Here is a 20,318-nt window from a genome sequence, read left to right as displayed (position 1 = left end):
AGAAATCCACCAATATGTGTTCCCATATTTGTTCCCATGATCAAAAAATGTGTTCCCATGAATGGTCGGATGTGTTCCCAAGTGGTCTATTTTTGAGATGGAGATATCACTTTTCATGGGAACACATGGAGGATGGAATATCGCCGCATGCCTTATGGATAAAGGCCTGCAGAGATGTGTTCCCATGATGATTGGTGTTCCCATGGTGATGCAATTCCCATGGGAACACGGGGCTCAAATGGAGGTGAATGATGGCTCTATCGGATACGAAGCTACGAAATCTCAAACCGGGCGAAAAGCCATACACCAAAACCGACGAAGGTGGGCTTCATCTTGACGTCATGCCGGGTGGGTCAATGGTGTGGCGACTGCGTTACCGAGTCGGTGGGCGTGGTAGCAAGCAAGAAAAAATCACATTGGGCAACTATCCTGCCTATTCCCTCTCCGAAGCCCGTAGCTGGCGCGATGACTGTAAAGCATTAGCCGGTCGTGGCCTCTCCCCAATGGCCTTGAAGCGAGGCGATCCTATCCCTGGTGACGCCACCCTCGGAGCCAGAGATCTGGCCCAGTTGTTTATCCGCGAGTGGTGCTTGAAGGCTGTCGAAAAAGCCAGAGAGAAAGAGGAAGCGCTCAGAGCGGGCGATACGGTGGAAGCGTTTGCTTGGCACTGGTATGCCAAAATTGCCGAACCCGCGAACAGTAACCCTCGCAACATCAAGCGCATTCTGGAAAAGGACGTGATCCCGGCGATTGGCAGCAAGCAAATCACCGATGTGACGGTCACTGACATCCTCTCCATTACTGACAAGATCAAAAATCGCGGTGCCGATCAAATGGCGCTGCAAACCCGTAACGTGTTGAAGCGGCTGTTTTCCTATGCCATCGGGCGGCAAAAGATCACCTTCAATCCTGCCACGGCTATCGAGGCGAAATACATCGCCAGAGCGAGAAGCCGGGACATGGCCCTGAGACCAGATGAAATCGGAATCCTGTTGCGGACTATCTATCACTCCAACATGAAGCGCGCCCATAAGCTGGCCCTACACCTGCTCATCCTGTGCATGGTTCGTAAATCGGAACTGATCGAAGCCCGCTGGGAAGAGTTCAACCTTGAGGGGGCGATGTGGGAAATTCCTGGCGAACGCATGAAGATGAGCAAAGCCCACCTCGTTCCTCTATCTCGGCAAGCTGTCGCTATGTTCGAGGAGTTGAAGGGGTTATCAAGCGGCTCTGAATGGGTATTTCCTAGTCGCAGCGATCTGCACAAGCCCATCTCTAAATCCACCCTCAATGTCGCAGTTCGAACACTGGACATCGAGGTAAGGGACTTTGTCATTCACGACTTCCGCAGAACGGCGTCAACTCAGCTGAATGAATCTGGTCACTTCAATTCCAAGTGGATCGAGAAAGCCTTAGCCCATGAGGTTGGAGGCGTGGCAGGCATCTATAACAAAGCCGAATATCTGGATCCACGACGGAAAATGCTGCAATGGTGGGCTGACTTCGTGGATAGCCAGATTGAGGATGGTCGCGGCAAGGTCATCATCGGCCCCTTTGGAAAATCGTACCAATCGACAACATAAACCATTATCTCAACTCGCCAGACGCTAACCCCTGTATACAGACCGGAACAGCCGAGGACACCATAACAGAGCGCTAAGATGGACTTTCCAGCATACACCCCGGCAGCGGTCCGGGTATTAATAACAACGTTGATTGAAGGAGATTCACGGGAACAACAAGGGTGGGCTTCATCCCTCGCTAATGCGGAAGAAATCTTATCAGGCATCGAACGAACGATTGAATCGTTCCTACAGCGAGGCCGAGAAGACTACCTACCAAGTTTGAGAATACAAAGGGCCGAAGCCTTGGCACATAGGGACAGTGTCGCTGTCGAGGTGGCCTGCCTTTGCCGGTTAGGACAAGATCCGCGCATGGCAGAGCCATTCGCCCTGCTGACGCGTATTTTTAGCGACGATCAGCAGTGGGAAAACTTCATCCGAGCGGCATGGGCTGCGCACCAAGACTTTGCAAAATCACGTGACAAATCGAAGCGGGCTGCGGATCAGGCTGGCGTGGTAGTCAACTCAATAAAGACTGTGATTAACGCAATTGACCACTTTTCGGATATTGGCATCAGCGGCCCGGATGAGCTCTATTCAATCCCAGCTTTACTACGGCAAACCGACAACCACGCAGATCGGGGACGTAATCTGCATATGTGGCGTGGCCAGCGGGGCTACCTGCTCGGCGACCAGCCGGAGCGAGAGATACCCAAGGCAAAACCAGCATTAGTCAGCGACGAGCCCTTCCCCACCCTTAACGTGCAATTTATGCCTGCTGACAAAAGTATTGTTATCGACCCGGCAGAAGAGCTTAGGAATAGCTTGCGCTATGCATGGGATACAGCCCCCACACTCACAGCAATGCTTGGTACGCTGGCAAACGTGATGGGTGATTTCAGACCGAGCCAGTCTGATGTGATCGAAGCAGCGACTAGTTCAAGGCAGCATAGCCAGAAATCAGAATACTTGAGGGCCTTTGGATACCTACTGGCTAAGCAGTACCACTTCACTTTGACAAAGCCACTCATGCAAGCAATGGCCATTGTGGCTAACGTGGTTATCAACTCACCCGATACTATCGTGACCTATGACGATGTAAACAAAGCGCTAAAGGGGAAATTTAGATAAAAAAGCAAGAAAACTCGAGCGAAAAATAATAGGCGAGTTTTCCCAGTTGGCGGAAAACTCATGCCCAGAAAACTTGCTGAGTTTCTTCGATCTAGGCAATCCCGATGCATATTGTACGAAACCATGTTCCGGGACGCTTCACCTTCAACTGGAGAAAGCGAAACATGGCCGTACAGATCAAACCCGCACTGACTATTCTTCGTCGCAAACAGGTTGAAGCCCGCACAGGGCTTTCTCGCTCGACTATCTACGCCAAACTGCGCCTCAACCTGAAGCGCCCCAGGGATTACGATCCTTCCTTCCCCAAGCCGGTTTCTGTTGGTGCGAAGGCCGTCGGCTGGGTTGAAGAGGAAGTGGAAGCCTGGCTCATCGCCCAAATCCAAAAGAGCCGCAAGGCATAGGAGGCTGATGATGACCAAAATCGGCAACTACCGCGAGGCGCTGCAATACGTTGATGCCCAGAGCGAAAAAGATCAGGACACCACTTCGCCCAAAATCACCTTCAACCTGTCAGGCATGAGTGGGGTGGAGCTGTATAACTTGATCATTTCCGCAGCCATAGCTGCTGCGCCGAAATGGCACGAGGCTGGCGTGAAACTGAACACTTACCCCCTGCCGCTTGTGGAGATCGTGGCGGGTGTTACCAGCGCCCCCTTTCTCAACCTTCCCGCTGGTGATCCCGTCGAGAGTGAGCGTGGCACATCCCATTGCAGCCCCGCCCGCCGGGTTGCTTGTAGTGTCAATATCGAGCTCCCCGATTTGGTCCAGATCAACCAGACCTTGGAGGATTATGATCGCAAAGAAGTCTACAAGCGCGGGTTCGCCTTGATGCGGGCGTGGTTCAAAAAGGGGGGCGGCAATGAAGTGGTTTAAACACGACACTGACGCCAATCAAGACGCCAAGATCCAAAATGTACTGCTGGACTATGGCCTTGAGGGCTATGGTCTCTATTGGTACTGCCTTGAGCTGATCGCGGGCAAGGTCGAGTTCGGTAGCCTGACATTCCAGCTTGAACACGACGTCAGGATTGTTGCTCGTAATACCGGCAGCACACCGGCCAGGGTGGAGGAAATTCTCCGTTACTTCATCAAGCTGGGTTTGCTTGAAGAACGTGAGGGGGCAATTACTTGCATGAAATTGGCCCGTCGCTTGGACCAATCCATGACCAGCAACCCGGCTATGAGAACAGTAATCGGGGAACTTCGCGCAAGGGGACATGATGGGGTCATGACCTCATCATGTTTGAGTCATGATGGGGTCATGCAATATAAGAAGAAAAAAGAAGAGAATACGTCTAGTGATTTGCCTCCTGCTAAGCAGGAGGCTGCCCTCTTCAGTAATGACAAAGCTAAGATAACCCCCAAGGGCACTCGCCTTCCCGAAGGCTTCGCCGTTCCCGATGATTGGATTCATTGGGCGGTACATGAGGCCAAACACCTGGCGAAAAGCGACATTGCCCGCGAAGCCCTGACGTTTGCTGACTTTTGGATCGCCAAGCCAGGAAAGGAGGCCTTTAAGCTCGACTGGCAAGCTACCTGGAGGAACTGGATCCGCCGGGCCGACAAAGAACCGGGTCGCAACCCCCAGCACCGCCATCACGCTGCAGATACCCCGATCAAGATGTTCGAGGGGTACAACTAATGACGCACACCAACGACAATAAGCTGAGCAGCTTTGACGCCGAGCAATACTTTATTGGAAGCGTGATTAGCCGCAACCAGCCGGAAATCTTCGACGCCCACGGTATGCGCCGCAACCACTTCGAGAGTAACGTTCACCGCATCATCTTTGATGCCTGCCAAGCTGTTTGCCGTGATGGCTATACGCTTGATCTTGGCACCTTGACGGAGGCCCTTAAAGAACGGGGAGACCTTGATCGCGTCGGTGGGTCTGCCTACTTGATCGAGCTGATCAAGGTGGGGGTAAGCACGGCAAACGCACACCTTTACGCCGAATCAATCAAGACCAAGGCAGCCCGTCGCAAGGTGCATAATCTGCTGCTGGCCGCCACCGCAAAGGCTGCCCAAGGCGATCTGGATGTATCCGCATTGGTTTCCGACCTGGTTGCCGTCGATGATGACGGCAACGAGTACGAAAGCAACGGGCCCCAGCTGTCCGAGCTTGCCCAAGAAGCCGAGGACCGCGCCGCTCGTGGTGAACTGATGGGAATGCCGTTCGGGATCCCGTCTCTGGATGCCGTCACTTGCTGTCCCGCTGGCTACCTGACCGTGATTGTCGCCCGCCCTGGTGTGGGGAAAACAGCACTGCTGCTGAGCATGACCGCCGCCAACCTTGATAACGGACGCAGGATTGGACTTATCTCTGCTGAAATGCCGGGGGCAGACGTGGGTACTCGCCTTGCAGCGCTGACTAGCGGCGTGACCGTGGCATTGATCAAGGCTGGCAAACTGAACGACATGGATGCGGCCAAGCACAGCGCCAAAGGGCATGGGTGGATGACCAAGATTGGGGATCGCCTGCAAGTACTCCATGCGCCGCGTATTTCGATCGGTGACATTGAAGCGATTGCCCGCAAGTGGAAGCGTCAAAACGGGATCGAGGCCCTTTACGTGGACTATCTCCAAGACATTGACCATCCCGACAGTCTGGGCGATGACCGCAAGCGAGTAGCCACCGTCTCCGGTCGCCTGCGTCAGCTTGCCAAGGAGCTTGGCTTGCCGATCGTGAGCCTCGCCCAGGCAACGAGGGCCGTTGATGAGCGCGAAAACAAGATCCCGAAAAAGGGAGACATTGCAGATTCGAGCCAAGCGGAGAAAGATGCCGCTGTTATCCTGGGCATTCACCGCGAGCCGGATGACACAGAGGTAAGAGCCGTATTCGACAAAGTGAGAGATGGTCGAACGGGCGGTGTGCCACTGATGTTCGAGGGGCGCAATATGCGTTTCTACTAACTGACCAAGACCCGCCCACCAGCGGGTTTTGTCTTTTATTCCTCATTTATCGAGGCCTGTTCACCTTCTGGCTCACGCTTGATGCGTCAGACGATTTATCCATACAAAGAAACAAAATCAGCACCACACTCTAAATTTAGATACAAACACGCAATATAAAATCTATATAGAACCAGATTTTCGATTTAGCCCCATCCATAACATAAATGACTTATGCGACCAGTAACGCGCGCGGGCGCGCGATTGCCATTATTTAATCACATCGTCAATGCGGTGTGTGCTCGCTCGCAGCCATTCCACCAATAGCTGTGCATCATTTGGTGATACCACCGACAACCAACACCATTCGGATTCATCCCGTCCCCCCCCTCTCTGCTGTGACATCGCGCATAGTGCAGTGGGGGCCATTTGTATAAACTGCCTGCCAGATAACTGACTGATAGGTAACGGGCGAACTCGGCATTTCCCATCGGTATGCCACCTTTGTGGCATCGTCTCTTGCTAACGTGCCCCCTTATCTGCTGCACCTAGCAAGGCCCGACATCCACCTTTCCGTCAGTCTGATGACTTATGGCTTGCTCTCACGTTATTGCACCGCAGGTAGGCTGACAGCAACACAGCGAGTGCGGCAACAGAGCCCCATGACAGCACCAGCGTCAAGTGGTGTAACAATGCAGCAGATGCCACATTTTGCAGTTAAAAATATTTAGTCAAAAAAGGTTGGTAAATTCGATGTCAGGATCTAATCCGCAAACGCTCAATAAGTTAATGGATAAGGTAGACCCCTTTGTGCTGTCCTCGCTGGAGGCGATGCGCAAGAAACTACTGGATCTGACATCTCGTAACCGCTTGCTCAATTTCCCCATAACCCAAAAAGGGTCCTCTCTGCGCATTGTGGATGAGCTGCCCGATCAGCTCTTTGAAACCATCTGCGCTGAAAAGAATATGCAGTTTGCGCCAGTGCCCGAACCGACGCGCGAGCAGTTGCTGGCGCAAGGCTATCTGTCCGTTGACGAAGATGGCAAGGATCAGCAGATCAAGCCTCATCCCAAAGCCACCGAGTGGGCCCAGGTACTAGGTATCCGGACAGATTACGACTTGCCATCTACCGAGGGTGCCAAGGGGCCATCAGAGGATGACAAGGCGCTGCTGCTATTCGCTGCCGATGTCATCACGCAGTTTGCCGTAGCCCAAAATGGCAAGCTGACCGGCATTCGTGCTCACTACGCCGAGCACAACCTTACCGTCCGAGCCCTGACTGACGCTAGCCTTCGAGCCGGTTTTAGCGATCTGGGAGAATTCGAGCTGCATGTAAAAAAGGGGGAAGCACTGACCTTCAGTGTGAGCAACCCCGCCCATAGCGATCACCAGATCCAGGTCATGTTGTATCCCAACGAGCTGGAGGCCCGGTTAAGGGCCATTCATAACAAGGCGCAAACAGCGATTGAAGAGAGCGGTGCCAGCATTCTTTATCTTGCGTTAGGGTTCCTAGAGTGGTTTGAGAGCGACGATTCAGATAAGGCAAGATTGGCGCCACTATTCACCATTCCAGTGATGCTGGAGCGGGGCAAACTCGATCCCTTGGATGGGCTGTATAAGTTCCATCTTTGTTACTCAGGTGAGGACATTCTTCCCAACCTGTCACTCAAGGAAAAGCTATACGCCGATTTTGGGATCGCGCTGCCCGTATATGAGGAGGAACAAACCCCGGAGGCCTATTTTGCCAAGGTGACTGGCATCATTGAACGCGCTAAACCGAAGTGGTCCGTCAAACGTTATGCCGCTCTGAGCCTGCTCAACTTCAGCAAGATGATGATGTTTCTCGATCTTGATCCGGATCGTTGGCCGCAGGATAAGCGAAATCTTGTTTTTCATGAGGTGGTCACGCGTTTTTTCACTACCCAGCAGAGCGCAGAGTCACACGGGGGCGGTGAGAGCCGGGGCGGGGAATACTCCATCGACTACTACCCGGATATTCATAACCAGATCCCGCTAATCGACGATGCCGACAGCTCGCAGCACAGTGCCTTGATAGATGCGATGAAGGGTCAGCATCTGGTGATCGAAGGTCCGCCTGGCAGTGGCAAATCCCAGACCATTACCAACTTGATTGCCGCCGCCCTGCTCAATGGCAAGAAAGTGCTGTTCGTTGCCGAGAAAATGGCCGCCCTTGAGGTGGTCAAGCACCGCCTGAGCAAGGCGGGTCTCGGGGATTTCTGCCTTGAGCTGCACAGTCATAAAACCCACAAACGCAAGGTGCTTGAAGAGCTACAGGCCAGGATGGTGCATCAAACCAAGATGCCCTCCCAAGAGGAGATCGAAGCTAGGATCGTTCGCTATGAAGAGCTTAAAGAGAAACTCAACCGCTATGCAGTGCTGATCAATCAGCACTGGGAGGCGACCGGTAAGAGCATTCATCAAATCTTGAGTGGCGCGACCCGTTATCGTGACAAGGTGGCGATCGATCCCACGATGCTGCATATCGACGGTCTTTCCGGCAAGAACCTAGATAAGGCAGCCCAGTTCCGGCTCCATGATCAAATAGTCGCTTTCGCCCAGATCTATGAAGAAGTGCGCGAACAGGTAGGGGAAAGCAGCGAGATCTACGATCACCCTTGGAGCGGTGTGTGCAATACAGGGATCCAGCTATTTGACAGTCCAAGGATCGTGGAGGCGCTGAAGCAATGGCAAGCGGGGCTACAAAACTACCACGAGCATTATCTGCGTTTTAGCGAGCGGTGGTCGATGGCAGACTTACCAGCAGACTTGAAGGGAGGGAAACGGCTGGCCGATGATCTATCCCAGTTGGTGTGCTTGTCCGGCCAGGAGCATTTTGTTGCATTGCCCGCACTGGCAACCGAGGCCTGCATCAAGGGAATAGAAGAGCATCTTGCTACCTTTGAGTCAATTCAGGCCTGTTATGCCGAGCTGAAAGAGACAATCTATCCGGAGAAGCTGGGTGAGCTGGCCGCAGGCAAGCATCTGGGACTGCCTGCTGGGGAAATAGCGAAACTGGGGGCCCACGATTCCTGCTCGCTGCGCGACCTTGTTCGGGGGCTCGAGCAGTTACACAAGCTCTCATCTGAGCTGGATGAACTCGATACCCAGCTTGTGGACTTGAAGATGGCGTTGCCAAGCGTTATTGCCAACAACATGACGGCTGATCAATCAGGTTTCTCGTTTACCGCTGCACTGCTTCACCTCGTCTCCAGCTTGCCTGCCGAGTTGATCAAGTGGCGTGATGGCTGTTTTGACGATGATGACATCGATGGAACCTTACTCGCGCTGACTCAACAAATCGAGGAGCTACGGCCACTGCGTGACAATCTGGTGGCAATCTATCAATTGGATCGCCTGCCCTCCCAAGAGGTACTTGCGAAGGCTGTCAGTATTATTAACTCGGGCAATATTTTCTCCTGGTTCAAGAGGGAGTGGCGTGAAGCCAGAAAATTGCTGTTATCCCTAGCTGTCAAACCGGATGCCAAATTTGTCGAACTCAAACGATGGGGTTCTCAATTGGTCAAATTTGCCGAGCGCAGACAAGCCTTTGAGCAGAGCGGCTTTGATAAGCGGGTAGGCGCGGCTTTTGCCGGTATCGATACCGAGGTTGATCAACTCACACAACTACGGGCCTGGTATCGACAGGTGAGAGAAACCTATGGCGTCGGATTCGGCCCCAGAGTCGCCATTGGCTCGGCAGTGCTTGTGCTCGATAGCATGACCATCAAGGGGATCCAGCAACTGGAGAAGAGCTCCTTGAGTCGCAGGCTTTGGGAGAATATCGACGCTGTGCTCAGCCAACAGCAAATGATGCCAACCCTTTTTGGCTCTAATTCAGCATCGAACTGGCTGGGTAAAGATGGATTACTTGCTCAAATCAGCTGCGCCCTGAAAGCCATTCTGGTGCAGTTACAAGCCTGGTTTGTTCATGATGAAATCACGCTCGGGCAGATGATGCAACTCTCTGTAACCTTGCGCCGACTCGATGGTCTGCAGGATGAGTTCGAACGTGGCGCGCCAAAGTTATCCATTTTCGCTGGCCAAGTTTCTCTGGAAGCAGGACTGGACAAGGATAACCAGTCAGCCTTGGCATCCATTAATGCGACAGTAGCCATGGCCCGAACCCTGCTTGAACGGTTGTATACCCCTCAGCTGGCGGCGCGTATTCGTCAATTGCCTGACGTTACGACGTATGAGTCATTGCGTCAGGACGGCCAAGCGCTGGTCAAAAGCTGGCAGCAGCAACAGCAGAGTGCCGGAAGCTTTATTCAGGAGACGCAGCTTGACATAGAACTCTGGTTCAAATCGACTGACGGTTCACTGGAGCAGGTATTACACCGAAACCAGAAGGCTATTGCCCAACCACGTTGGCTGAATGGCTGGCTCAACTTCACCCGCAATCGTGAACAGATGCAAGCGCAGGGATTGCATCGGATTTGGGAGGCCGTTTTGCAAGGGCGCCTTCTCATTTCACAACTTGAAGACGGTATGCAACTGGCGATTTACGATCAACTCTCGCGAGAGGTTGTTGCGTCCCATCCCGACTTGATCCATGTATCGGGCAATGAACGCAATGCGTTGCAGAAAACGTTCCGTGAATATGACAAGAAGTTGATGCAGTTACAGCGTCAACGCATCGCGGCAAAAATTGCTGCACGACATGTGCCTAATGGCTATGCCGGTGGCCGCAAGAGTGAATATACCGAGCTTGCTCTGATCCAGAATGAACTGGGTAAAAGAATGCGGCATATTCCGATCCGGCAGTTGGTTAATCGCGCGGGTCATGCCTTACAGTCGCTGAAGCCATGCTTCATGATGGGCCCTATGTCTGCGGCTCATTATCTTGAGCCAGGAAAGCTGGATTTTGATCTCGTAGTCATGGATGAAGCCTCTCAGGTCAAACCTGAAGATGCGTTGGGGGTTATTGCCAGAGGGAAACAATTGATCGTTGTCGGTGATCCGAAACAGCTTCCTCCGTCTAGCTTCTTTGATCGCTCCAATGACGATGACGACGATGATGATGATGTGGCAGCCGTTAACCAGATCGGCAGCATCTTGGATGCGGCATTACCGCTGTTCCCGATGCGCCGGTTGCGTTGGCACTATCGCTCTCAACACGAGAGTTTGATTGCCTATTCCAACCGCCATTTCTATAACAACGACTTAGTCATATTCCCTTCTCCCCATGCCGACTCTCCCGAGTTTGGTATCAAGTTCAGCTATGTTCCCCAAGGTAAATTTATTAACCAGCACAACATCGAGGAGGCTCGGGTTGTGGCTGAGGCTGTCGTCAGGCAGGCGCAAATTAATCCAAAAGAGTCACTTGGTATTGTTGCAATGAGCTCGAAGCAACGTGACCAGATTGAACGAGCGCTCGATGAGTTGAGGCGAACTGATGCGCAAGCAGATAAGGCAATTGAGCATCTTCTTTCCATGCCTGACCCCCTGTTTATTAAGAACCTTGAGAATGTGCAAGGGGATGAGCGTGATGTCATTTTCATCTCCTTTACCTACGGCCCTGCCGAGATAGGCGGCAAGGTTTACCAGCGCTTTGGCCCCATAAACTCCGATGTGGGCTGGCGCCGCCTCAACGTACTGTTCACTCGTTCTAAAAAGCGGATGGAGATCTTCAGCTCGATGCGCTCAGATGATGTGATGACAAGCGAGACCAGCAAGCGCGGGGTATTGGCGCTTAAAGGTTTCCTCCATTTCGCGGAAAAGGGTGCGCTTGATGGGCAAACCAAGCATACCGGGAAAGCGCCTGACAGTGATTTCGAAGTAGCGGTCATAGAGGCGGTGAACGCAGCTGGATTTGAATGCGAGCCTCAGGTCGGTGTGGCGGGCTTCTTTGTGGATATTGCGGTGATCGATCCAGGCAGGCCAGGTCGTTACTTGATGGGTATCGAATGTGATGGAGCCTCTTATCATTCGGCTAAATCTGCGCGTGATCGGGATCGTCTTCGTCAAGAAGTGTTGGAGCGGCTCGGTTGGAATATCCGCCGTATCTGGTCAACCGATTGGTTCAGTAATCCGGATGAAGTGTTGGCTCCCATTATTCGTGAGCTCCACGAATTGAAAAGCAGGGACAACGTCACTGAAGCTGGAAACCGGGTCACTACTCCTGTCCACGCAGTGATTGACCCCAAGCCAGTAACTGCTCAAGCCCCAATGGCTGAAATGGATCTGAAAACATCGCTTCAGCGTTTTTCCAAGGATGTGATCGCCATAGAGTTTCCATTGGTTGATGAGGATCGCCGATTGCTACGCCCTGCGATGTTAGAGGCGCTTTTGGAGCATCAGCCACTTTCACGCTCGGAGTTCGTCGAAAGGATCCCGAAATATCTGCGTGATGCTACTGAGCCAATGGAGGCCAAGCGTTTCCTCGATCAGATACTGGCACTGATTGATGGCTCGAATGAATATTCGACGAAAGTAGACACCATAGTGTAAAGAGGATCATAAGTATGTGGGTGAGGTAACCCCTGTGGTTTAAAAGCCTATGAAGTGGCGCAACCTGATGCAGGCTATTGCCAGGATCAATCGGGTGCATTCAAGGACAAACTGGGTGGACTGGTGGTCGATTACATCAGTATCGCAAACGAGCTCAAGAGCGCCATCAAGGAGTCCATCAATAGCTGTGGTCGTGGCCGCCCGAAAGCCCCTCACGGTACTAGAGGAGAAGCTGGATGTACTTCGCTCCATGCTGCACGGCTGACAACCTCACAGGTGGAAACAAACTGCTGGCAGACAAAGGCCGAGAGTTTGTGTGAGGTGTGGTGTTGAGCGGGGAAGCTTTCAACAAGTGTTCCCATATTTGTTCCCATGGGGATAAATAGCAAAACTGAAAGCCCATTATTTACAGATATTTAGGTGTATTTTTTAGCTTCTGCATCGGTGGTGAAAAATCAGCAATAAAAAGCAGCCAGTGAGAACATAAGATATTGTAAATATTGGATTTTGTTTTTTACTGGCTATTCTTGCCTGATCTTGTTTCGTGAGAATTTACCCCGAAGTAACCTCTCGGGGTACTTTCGGGGGACACTCATGAAGATCAGCATCGAATTCTGCGCACCGGACGCCGAAGGCAAGCGCGCTCTGCGCTTAACCTACTACGTCGGCTCCTACCTTGATCCAGCCACAGGCATCCGCAAGCACAAACGCAACTGCGCCATCACAATGACCACAGCATCACTTGCTGATGATGTTTTCCACTACACCATAATCAAAGTGGGCTGACGGGAAGTTGCTGTGATATTTCATCGCCTGCTCGACAAACTCATCTGCCAATGGTGCTCGTTGTCGATAGTCATGAAACAGAATGGCCTGGAGATGTCCCAGCTTGCTGCGCTGCTCATCGGAGGGCAAGCCCTCATCATCCAACAGGCAGACTGTGGGCCGCCCCATTAGAATGGACTCGGCATGTATGGAGGAAGCACCGTTGCACAACACAACATCAGCCTCCTGAATCGCTCGGATCGAGCACTCCTCAGCGGGAATGATGCAATCGGGAAAACGATTATTGAATAATTTCTCTACCTGCGCCACGTCCCGCCAAGCAGGTAACTTGACTCTGACATTTTCCGTTATAAGCGGAGCAAAGTAATCGACTATTCCTGAATCACCAAATCTCAGACGCAAGTGTTCAAACATACTGATGAACAGTACAATCCTCGGTTTATTTTTTTGGGCTGGCTGGCTAGGACGAGCACTTTTTGTATGCTTTATCCATCCACTTTCTATGACTTTCGTATGACGACCCAAGGTCGCCTGGAGTGCAGAGGATGAAAAAGGCGTAAGTATGTAGTCAAAAAGATCCAAAAACCTTAGTTCATTGAGATTTTTATCTCCAAAAGGAGTAAGAAGATCATGTGGAATATATATGGATTTCTTAGGTTTTAATTTTTGAATTATTTCTAATGGCGATAAATAATTTGGGTAGTGTTCATTAAATTTTGGCGCCAAAAACTTTGCAACATCTCTAGTTAAATTAGTATGTGCTGATGTAATGTAGACAACATCCTCACCAATAAAGGGGGCAAGTAAATCTTCATCCTGCGCTGTGAGTTGGCCAAAATCCAACTCTGTGACATCATAACCAACCGCCCTAAGGTATTTGCATAAATCAGCCAACACATACTCAGAATCTACGCCTGAGGTAACAATTTTCATGAGGTCTGGCCTTTTATTATGTGGTAATTTGAGAAACAGCAAACTGATTATCGCTTGCTCTTATCCCCACTCGCGGTGTACGCGTCAACTTGGTGTCAATGACATCAATAATGAGAGTGCTGCCAACCTCAACCATTACCTTGGTAGACATGACAGAGAGTGCAATAATAGTAGAGTACTGCCCAGCGGTAACATTCACCTCTTCACATGGTATAAATTTAGGCTCACTTATTATCCTCCAACTACCATCATTAACCCATAATGTGATAACAGGCATATCTGCCGTGGATGCCTGAAGCATACAGGCATACATATGACTATCTTGCGGGCCTGAATAGCAAGCGACCAGAGAAGCATGTCCACTCCCAGCCCCCAACCACGAAAATTTAGCCTTTATACTAATCACATCATCTACAGCAGTTTTTGCCTGAGCAATGGCCAGAGAAAAACCATCAGCTGGCGCCATAAAACCAATCTTGGTCGAATCAAATGGTGTTATCATCAAATTCTCCCAATAGAAATTTTCGGTATTGCAAATTGGGAGTCTAGCCGCCCTAAGTGTTACACAGCTGGGCGACTCAGTATAAATCGCCGGTGCAGAACCAAATACAGAATAAGAACCATCAGGCAAACATCCAATAGAGACAAAATCACATTTTTGATTTTCCGAAAGCTGTGCTATCTCATAGAAACCAACCTTATGAAGACATTTTCTAGTGTTCTTGCTATGTACCACAAAATGGCAATTATCGATATATAAAATATGACTTTGACAAGCCCTCAGAAGTAGATTTAGGATATGTCGCTCACCAATAAAATCCTGCATCAGCCAAGGTGATGCGATACCAATACTTGTTACATGACGATCTTTCAAATGCAATACAAAATCGTCAACATTGCGAACATAAATAACTTCCTGATCTTGCAACAGTAACGAGACACCATCATGTAGCACTGGACATACAAAAACTATATTGCACTGCTGCCAACTCTTGATATTTTTAGAAATACCAACAAAAACATCTTCAAGCTCAGCCGCTGTAACTATCACATCGTGGACATTGGCTGATGACATCACCGGTAATGAACTGACTTTCTCGCGCAGAAGTTCTGTTATAGCCTGAAGTCTGGAGATATCATCACGCAGAGTTAGCTGCCCCTCTGACAGTTGCTGGTTACCTTGCTCAATCCCCTGACTCAGATTAACCAGCTGTTCTGAAAAAATGAGATCAGCATCGCACTTTCCTGAACGCCTCAGGAATGATTGGAGAAAACGCGTAAATCGACTCATGGTATCGTCATCCAATAATTATTATTCAGTACAGTTTTGCCTAACTGCTCTCTTCAGGTATACAGACAAGGGCATAGAAATGGGTGTTATCCCATCGGTTGTACTCTTTTGGATAAATATCAACAACTTCCTTAATGCTGAAACCGGCTTGACGTATAAGATCTATCTCATGCTGTAGCCATCTATATTCAGAGTAGTAATCTGTTCCTAGCTCTTTGGAGTAACCATCAACAATGACATCTTCAGTACACCCCATCTGATGCTTGACTATCAAAGTACCAGCAGGTCGTATCCATGAGCGAGCCTTCTGATAAATCCGTTCCGCCTCTGTTCTATTGAAGAAATTCATCACACCAAAAATGGTAACAAGATCAAATTTCTCTGCCACATCAAATATATTGAGATCTTCATTAATAACTTTCAGGTTGTCCGTTCTTTTTATAAAATCGCTAAAGTTAGAATATTTTTCTACAGCGACTATTTTAGAGAAATCTTCTGTAAGGTGATTAACAAGCAGCCCAGTACCAGCACCAAGATCAAGCAGGGTTTTACTTTTATCTGAGAAACGTTTGACTAACTCAATATCAAAAATAGAAAAATCGGGGGCTTTATTTCTAGTCTCTATTGGTGATTTTATTTTGCTGGCTAGTTTTTCATAATAACTATTTATTTTATGATTACCACTACTCCACGAGTCCACAAAATCAACAGCTTTCTTATAGTCTTCATAAGTGTCAATATCTTGCGCTCGTATTATCTTCGCAGACATTGGCAATAATGGTTCTAAAAGATTGTAAAGATGGCCCGAGGTAAATCTTATATTTTCCCTGCGGATGGCAGCAGGTCCAGACCACTCGTAATCACCATCATCTCTGGAAAATGAAACAACTTGTTCTTGTTCATTAAGCTTCACAAAAACTGCGTCTTCGCTCACTTTTTGACTCACCCCAATAAATTCTTGCTCTGCTTCAATGCACTGAGCAATATCATCTGGGTGAACTAATAGATCCCCATCCCAAGCAATAATCATTTCATTAGCATGTTTACCACCAAGATAGAGACTAGCGCCAGTTTTAGAGTGAAAATAATCGTGATTGAAAACAAAAATAATATCTTTTCTGATCGAGCATACTTCATCAATAAGACTGCTAGCCTGAAAACCAACAACTATTCTAAGATCACTTACATGCCGGAATTGTTCTAGCTGTAGATGAATAAGTGGCACCCCTTGTAGCTTAATAAGCGACTTTGTTTGTCCCAGCCCAAGGCGCGAACCAACCCCCGCAGCACTAATTACCACTGACCTTCCATTTTGAGGTGATTTTATCTGTTGCAGTAACCTGAGCATAGCAACAGAATCATATACTGCATAATCTGCAACTTGCATGACCGTATTTGCCGGTTGGTGAATCAAGCCGCAAGCAATAGAAACATCAGCGATCCTCATGGCCTCAGCATCATTATTTCCATCACCGATGAAAACGACTTGCTCACCTTGCGCTTGATACTCTTTAACAATATCTTCTTTCTTTAGTATTTTGGTTAATCGAACCTTGCCATTGGCATCAACTTCCCCTTCTGATGAACGAATTACGCACTCTATTTTTTTGGCTAATTCTGCGATCCAGCCATTATAATTTCCAGTGGCAATAATACAGTCATCACGGTTACTATTGATAAAATCGAGCAGAGACTGGTTAAGGGGAATATCCGCTACGATGCGAGCAACTTGAGCCACATCTAGGTGACCAAGTATGTCAACCCGCTTGATGAAACTTTCCATGAATGGGATCTGACCATTAATAGTCTGGGCAGTTAACTCTTCTATTTGCGTAGTGACATTGAAACTTTTAGCTATGATAGGCAATGTTTCACAGCAGCTAAGAGTTCCGTCGAGATCGAAAATAAATTTCATCCTTTGCCTCGCTAGGTTGGCAATATCTAAACGTTTGTATTTATAAGACAATAAGCAAGTGAAGTCGAGACAATCTGGCGCAGGATCATACCCAGATCAGATGGACTTAGCCCACGATGGTAGACATATTCTGTTCTCACGACGAGACTTATTCGAAGACCTCTGGTGTGACGCGCATCCAAGGTGGCTCTAGCGTCGCACTCTGTAGTAGAACGCTTCAATGCAATCGAAGATTTCGGCGCGGGCCAGATCGTGGGTTTTGTTGATCCTTTTTATGATGCGATCTTTTTTTCAGCGAACTGAAGAACGATTCAGAGACAGCATGATCCCAACAGTTGCCACGTCGGCTCATATTGGGGGCCAAGTTATTGGCCCCAAAAAACACTGCCTATCGTTACTGCCATATTGGCAACCCTGATCCGACTACACGATAGCCAATCCACAAACCTAAAGGCGGCGCAGGCACCACATGAAGTAAGCGCCCCCTAATAGGGTGGAGACCAGCCCGACCGGCACCTCCTGCGGGAAGAGGATCTGCTGGCCGACCCAGTCCGCCGATACCATCAACAGGGCGCCGGAAGCGGCGGCCCCAAGCAGGTGCCAGCGTGCCCGCACCAGCCCCATCAGCTTGGCCATATGTGGCGCCAGAAGACCGACGAATGAGAGCGGCCCGACCACCAGGGTGGCACTGGCGGTGAGCACGGCCACCAGCAGCAGGATGGCGAGCTGGGCACGGTTGAGGCGAATGCCAAGCGCGGTCGCTACAGCACTCCCCATCGGCAGCAGATCGAGCCAGCGGCTCACCAGCAGGCAGACGGCCAGCATTAACAGCGCCAGCCCCACCAACCCATAGGCTACCGGCAGGGTGACGTAGTAGGTGGAGCCGGACATCCAGGAGAGCAGTTGCTGCACCCGCAGGTCACCGTTGGCCAGCGCAATGGCCTGCAGCGGCTCAAACAGTGCCGTGATGGCGATGCCGGAGAGCAGGATCCGCTCCGGCTGGAAGCCGTGCTTGCGATTGACCACCACCAGCAGCAACAGGCAGCCGAAGGCACCGAGCAGGCCACCGGCCAGCATCAGCGGCAAAGGCAACGCGGGCAGCAGCAGCGCCGTGGCAATCACCCCCATAAAGGTGCCACCGCTCACCCCCAGCAGCTCCGGGCTCGCCATAGGGTTGTTGCTGACCCGCTGCAACAGGGTGCCCGCCAGCGCCAGCAGCACGCCAGCCGCCCCCGCCGCCAGAGTGCGCGGCAACCGCCACTCCAGTTGAGCCTGCCAGCGGAGCCAGCTCGGCCAGCTCCAGCCCGTCATTCCCTGACCCAACAGCAGGGAGGCGACCATGGCCAGCAACAGCCCGACCAGCAACAGGCCGATAAGGCGAGCCGGTGCCGGATGGCGGGCCACCAGCAGGCCGGCGTTTGCCTTTGGCGTACCCGACTTGATGCCAAGGCGCGGGATCAGCCAGAGCAGCAGCGGCGCGCCCAGCATGGCTGTCATGGCGCCAGTGGGGATCAAGACTGGCCAGAAGCGGCTCAGACTCTGCAGCAGCAGATCGGTCGCCGCCAGCAGCAGGGCGCCGAGGATCGGTGCCCACAATAGCCGTTGGCCAAGCTGACGGATCCCGAGCAGCCGCACCATGGCGGGGGCGGCCAGCCCGATAAAGCCGATCAGCCCGACCACGCTCACCACGCAAGCGGTGACAAATACCGCCAGCCCGAGTCCTGCAAAACGCAGATGCTGCAGGGAGACCCCCAGACTACGGGCGCTGGCATCATCCAGCTCCAGCACCGCCAGCGGGCGTACCAGCACAGCGGCCAGCGCAGCGGCTGCCAGCAGGCGGGGCAACAGGTAACTCACCCCGCTCCAGCTGTTCTGCACTAGCGAGCCACTGCCCCACACCAGCAAGCCTTTCAGCTCCTCCTGAAAGAACAGCAAGAGCCCCATGCTGATGGCCGCCAGATAGAGGTTGATCACCAGCCCGGCAAAGACGATGACCACCGGATTGAGCTGGCGACGCCAGGCCAGGGCAAACACCAGTGCCATCGCGAGGCTGCCACCGGCCATGGCGATCCACTCCCGCCCCAACAGCAACCAGGAGGGGGCAAACAGGGTCACCATCATCAACGCCAGTTGGGCACCGGAGGCCACCCCAAGAGTGGTGGGTGACGCGAGCGGGTTGCGCAGCACCTGCTGCATCAGGGTACCAGCCAGCCCGAGAGCCGCCCCGGCCAACAGGGTGACAGCCAAGCGGGGTAGCCAGCTGAAATGCACCACCGCTTGGCTGACATCATCCAGATTGGGGGCGAACAGGCTCTGCCACCAGAGCGCACCGGGCAGCTGGCGAGCCAGCTCCCAATACGCGAGCAAGAGGATCAACCCCAGCAGGCTCGAGACCGGCCGCAGCAGCGGCGATGTGAGCAGTCGCTTCATCGGCTAGCCTCCATACGCTCGGCATCTTGCAGCAATGCATCGCTGAGCAGACCGGCGAAACGGCGGGCGGCCAATACGCCGCCAAAACTCCAGACCGCAGGCAGATGCAGCACGGGGGCTTGGCGTACCAGCGGCAGATGCTGCCACAGCCCAGGCTCCTGCAGCCGTTCACTCACCCCGACCGGAATGGGATCGACCACCACCAGCCGCGCGGTTGGCAAGGTCATGAACTGCTCGATGCTGACCACCGAGAAACCCCAGTCATTGGTCTGCTCCTGCCAGCCATTACGCAGCCCGAGGCGCGTCATCACCGCATCGAACAGGCTGTGGCGACCAAACACCCGCACATGGCGCTCATCGATAAACTGCACCACCAGCAGGGGTGGCAAATCCGCAGGCAATCTGGCCTGCATACTGGCGAGATCCCGATCCAGCCCGGCCAGCAGCCGTTCGCCCTCGGCGGTTTTGCCCACTATACGGGCGAGGGTCAGGGTCACCTCGTGCAGTCTCTGCCACAGATCGGTTTGCCCATCATAGAGGACGATGGTGCTCACCGGTGCAATGCGGGAAAGAGTTGGCGCCAGCGGGGCCGCCAGCGGCGAGATGAGGATGCGATCGGGTTTGAGCTCCGCCAGCAGCTCACGGTTGGGCTGGGTGCGCAGGCCGATATCTACCACTCCGGCGGGTAGCCGTGGCTCGCCGACCCATGCCTGATAGGGGCCTGCATCCCCCACCGCCAGCGGCGTCACCCCGAGTGCCAGCAGGGTCTCGGCTATGGTCCAGTCGACGGTGGCGATACGGGGTAGCGGCGCAGAGGCGATCGGGGATTTGTCGGCCTGCGCCGCTAGTGGCAGCAGCAGGCTGACGAGACAAGGGGCCATCTTCAATAAAAGGTTCAAGGATGCCC

13 protein-coding genes and 1 pseudogene are annotated in these 20,318 nt (G+C 52.0%); 8 read left to right on the top strand and 6 right to left on the bottom strand.

Translation table 11 applies throughout. The annotated features are described in order from the left end of the window. Positions 1 to 248: 248 nt before the first annotated feature. The 8 genes from G5380_RS14985 to G5380_RS14950 all read left to right on the top strand — a co-directional run bounded on the left by G5380_RS14985 (position 249) and on the right by G5380_RS14950 (position 12,842). A complete protein-coding gene (locus G5380_RS14985) occupies positions 249 to 1,583 on the top strand; it encodes a tyrosine-type recombinase/integrase (protein ID WP_196783469.1) in 1,335 nt (444 codons plus the stop codon). Between the two features lie 78 nt (positions 1,584 to 1,661). Further along, positions 1,662 to 2,693 carry a hypothetical protein gene (locus G5380_RS14980; protein WP_194495380.1) on the top strand — a complete coding sequence of 344 codons (1,032 nt, stop codon included), beginning with the start codon at positions 1,662 to 1,664 and terminating at the stop codon, positions 2,691 to 2,693. Between the two features lie 164 nt (positions 2,694 to 2,857). After that, positions 2,858 to 3,094 (top strand): helix-turn-helix transcriptional regulator, encoded by a 237-nt coding sequence (locus G5380_RS14975; protein ID WP_194495378.1) that lies wholly within the window; start codon positions 2,858 to 2,860, stop codon positions 3,092 to 3,094. A gap of 7 nt (positions 3,095 to 3,101) precedes the next feature. Continuing rightward, positions 3,102 to 3,566: a hypothetical protein gene (locus G5380_RS14970; protein WP_421352862.1), complete on the top strand. Its 465-nt coding sequence runs from the start codon at positions 3,102 to 3,104 to the stop codon at positions 3,564 to 3,566. Continuing rightward, complete coding sequence (locus G5380_RS14965; protein ID WP_421352861.1) at positions 3,553 to 4,335, top strand: Lin1244/Lin1753 domain-containing protein; 783 nt, start codon at positions 3,553 to 3,555, stop codon at positions 4,333 to 4,335. Before G5380_RS14970 ends, G5380_RS14965 begins: the two co-directional genes overlap by 14 nt. Then, complete coding sequence (locus tag G5380_RS14960; RefSeq protein WP_194495375.1) at positions 4,335 to 5,606, top strand: replicative DNA helicase; 1,272 nt, start codon at positions 4,335 to 4,337, stop codon at positions 5,604 to 5,606. The genes G5380_RS14965 and G5380_RS14960 overlap by 1 nt, the downstream gene beginning before the upstream one ends. 732 nt (positions 5,607 to 6,338) lie before the next feature. Further along, entirely contained in the window at positions 6,339 to 12,056 is a 5,718-nt protein-coding gene (gene hhe, locus G5380_RS14955; RefSeq protein ID WP_421352860.1) for a DUF4011 domain-containing anti-phage protein Hhe, read from the top strand. A 594-nt stretch (positions 12,057 to 12,650) separates the two neighbouring features. Further along, entirely contained in the window at positions 12,651 to 12,842 is a 192-nt protein-coding gene (locus tag G5380_RS14950) for a hypothetical protein (protein ID WP_421352859.1), read from the top strand. On the opposite strand, the gene G5380_RS14945 is transcribed toward G5380_RS14950, so the two are convergent. From G5380_RS14945 to G5380_RS14920, 6 genes and pseudogenes are all read right to left on the bottom strand, one after another. Next, positions 12,795 to 13,775, bottom strand: coding sequence for a hypothetical protein (locus G5380_RS14945; RefSeq protein WP_216952506.1), 981 nt, complete (start codon positions 13,773 to 13,775; stop codon positions 12,795 to 12,797). The genes G5380_RS14950 and G5380_RS14945 overlap by 48 nt on opposite strands. 16 nt (positions 13,776 to 13,791) lie before the next feature. After that, on the bottom strand, positions 13,792 to 15,066 hold the full coding sequence (locus tag G5380_RS14940; protein ID WP_421352858.1) for a hypothetical protein: 1,275 nt from the start codon (positions 15,064 to 15,066) through the stop codon (positions 13,792 to 13,794). A 40-nt stretch (positions 15,067 to 15,106) separates the two neighbouring features. Next, positions 15,107 to 16,981, bottom strand: a complete 1,875-nt coding sequence (locus G5380_RS14935) for an HAD-IB family phosphatase (protein ID WP_227341692.1) — start codon at positions 16,979 to 16,981, stop codon at positions 15,107 to 15,109. 189 nt (positions 16,982 to 17,170) lie between these two features. Next, positions 17,171 to 17,404 (bottom strand): annotated as a pseudogene (locus G5380_RS14930) (IS3 family transposase); the annotation flags it as partial. 24 nt (positions 17,405 to 17,428) lie between these two features. Continuing rightward, entirely contained in the window at positions 17,429 to 19,411 is a 1,983-nt protein-coding gene (gene fhuB / locus G5380_RS14925; protein WP_421352857.1) for a Fe(3+)-hydroxamate ABC transporter permease FhuB, read from the bottom strand. Next, a complete protein-coding gene (locus G5380_RS14920) occupies positions 19,408 to 20,292 on the bottom strand; it encodes an ABC transporter substrate-binding protein (RefSeq protein ID WP_421352876.1) in 885 nt (294 codons plus the stop codon). The genes fhuB and G5380_RS14920 overlap by 4 nt, the downstream gene beginning before the upstream one ends. Between the last annotated feature and the right edge of the window lie 26 nt (positions 20,293 to 20,318).

Origin of the sequence: Aeromonas sp. 604443 (genome assembly GCF_049170315.1) — a bacterium.
Lineage (GTDB): Bacteria > Pseudomonadota > Gammaproteobacteria > Enterobacterales > Aeromonadaceae > Aeromonas > Aeromonas veronii_A.
Note: the sequence above shows the minus strand (reverse complement) of the source record. Positions and strands in the feature narration are given on the sequence as shown.

Coding starts and splice junctions, on each gene's coding strand:
- G5380_RS14975 (WP_194495378.1), top strand. CDS start 2,858: ATGGCCGTACAGATCAAACCCGCACTGACTATTCTTCGTCGCAAACAG.
- G5380_RS14960 (WP_194495375.1), top strand. CDS start 4,335: ATGACGCACACCAACGACAATAAGCTGAGCAGCTTTGACGCCGAGCAA.
- G5380_RS14945 (WP_216952506.1), bottom strand. CDS start 13,775: ATGAAAATTGTTACCTCAGGCGTAGATTCTGAGTATGTGTTGGCTGAT.
- G5380_RS14970 (WP_421352862.1), top strand. CDS start 3,102: ATGATGACCAAAATCGGCAACTACCGCGAGGCGCTGCAATACGTTGAT.
- G5380_RS14940 (WP_421352858.1), bottom strand. CDS start 15,066: ATGAGTCGATTTACGCGTTTTCTCCAATCATTCCTGAGGCGTTCAGGA.
- G5380_RS14980 (WP_194495380.1), top strand. CDS start 1,662: ATGGACTTTCCAGCATACACCCCGGCAGCGGTCCGGGTATTAATAACA.
- G5380_RS14935 (WP_227341692.1), bottom strand. CDS start 16,981: ATGAAATTTATTTTCGATCTCGACGGAACTCTTAGCTGCTGTGAAACA.
- G5380_RS14950 (WP_421352859.1), top strand. CDS start 12,651: ATGAAGATCAGCATCGAATTCTGCGCACCGGACGCCGAAGGCAAGCGC.
- G5380_RS14985 (WP_196783469.1), top strand. CDS start 249: ATGATGGCTCTATCGGATACGAAGCTACGAAATCTCAAACCGGGCGAA.
- fhuB (WP_421352857.1), bottom strand. CDS start 19,411: ATGAAGCGACTGCTCACATCGCCGCTGCTGCGGCCGGTCTCGAGCCTG.
- G5380_RS14965 (WP_421352861.1), top strand. CDS start 3,553: ATGAAGTGGTTTAAACACGACACTGACGCCAATCAAGACGCCAAGATC.
- hhe (WP_421352860.1), top strand. CDS start 6,339: ATGTCAGGATCTAATCCGCAAACGCTCAATAAGTTAATGGATAAGGTA.
- G5380_RS14920 (WP_421352876.1), bottom strand. CDS start 20,292: ATGGCCCCTTGTCTCGTCAGCCTGCTGCTGCCACTAGCGGCGCAGGCC.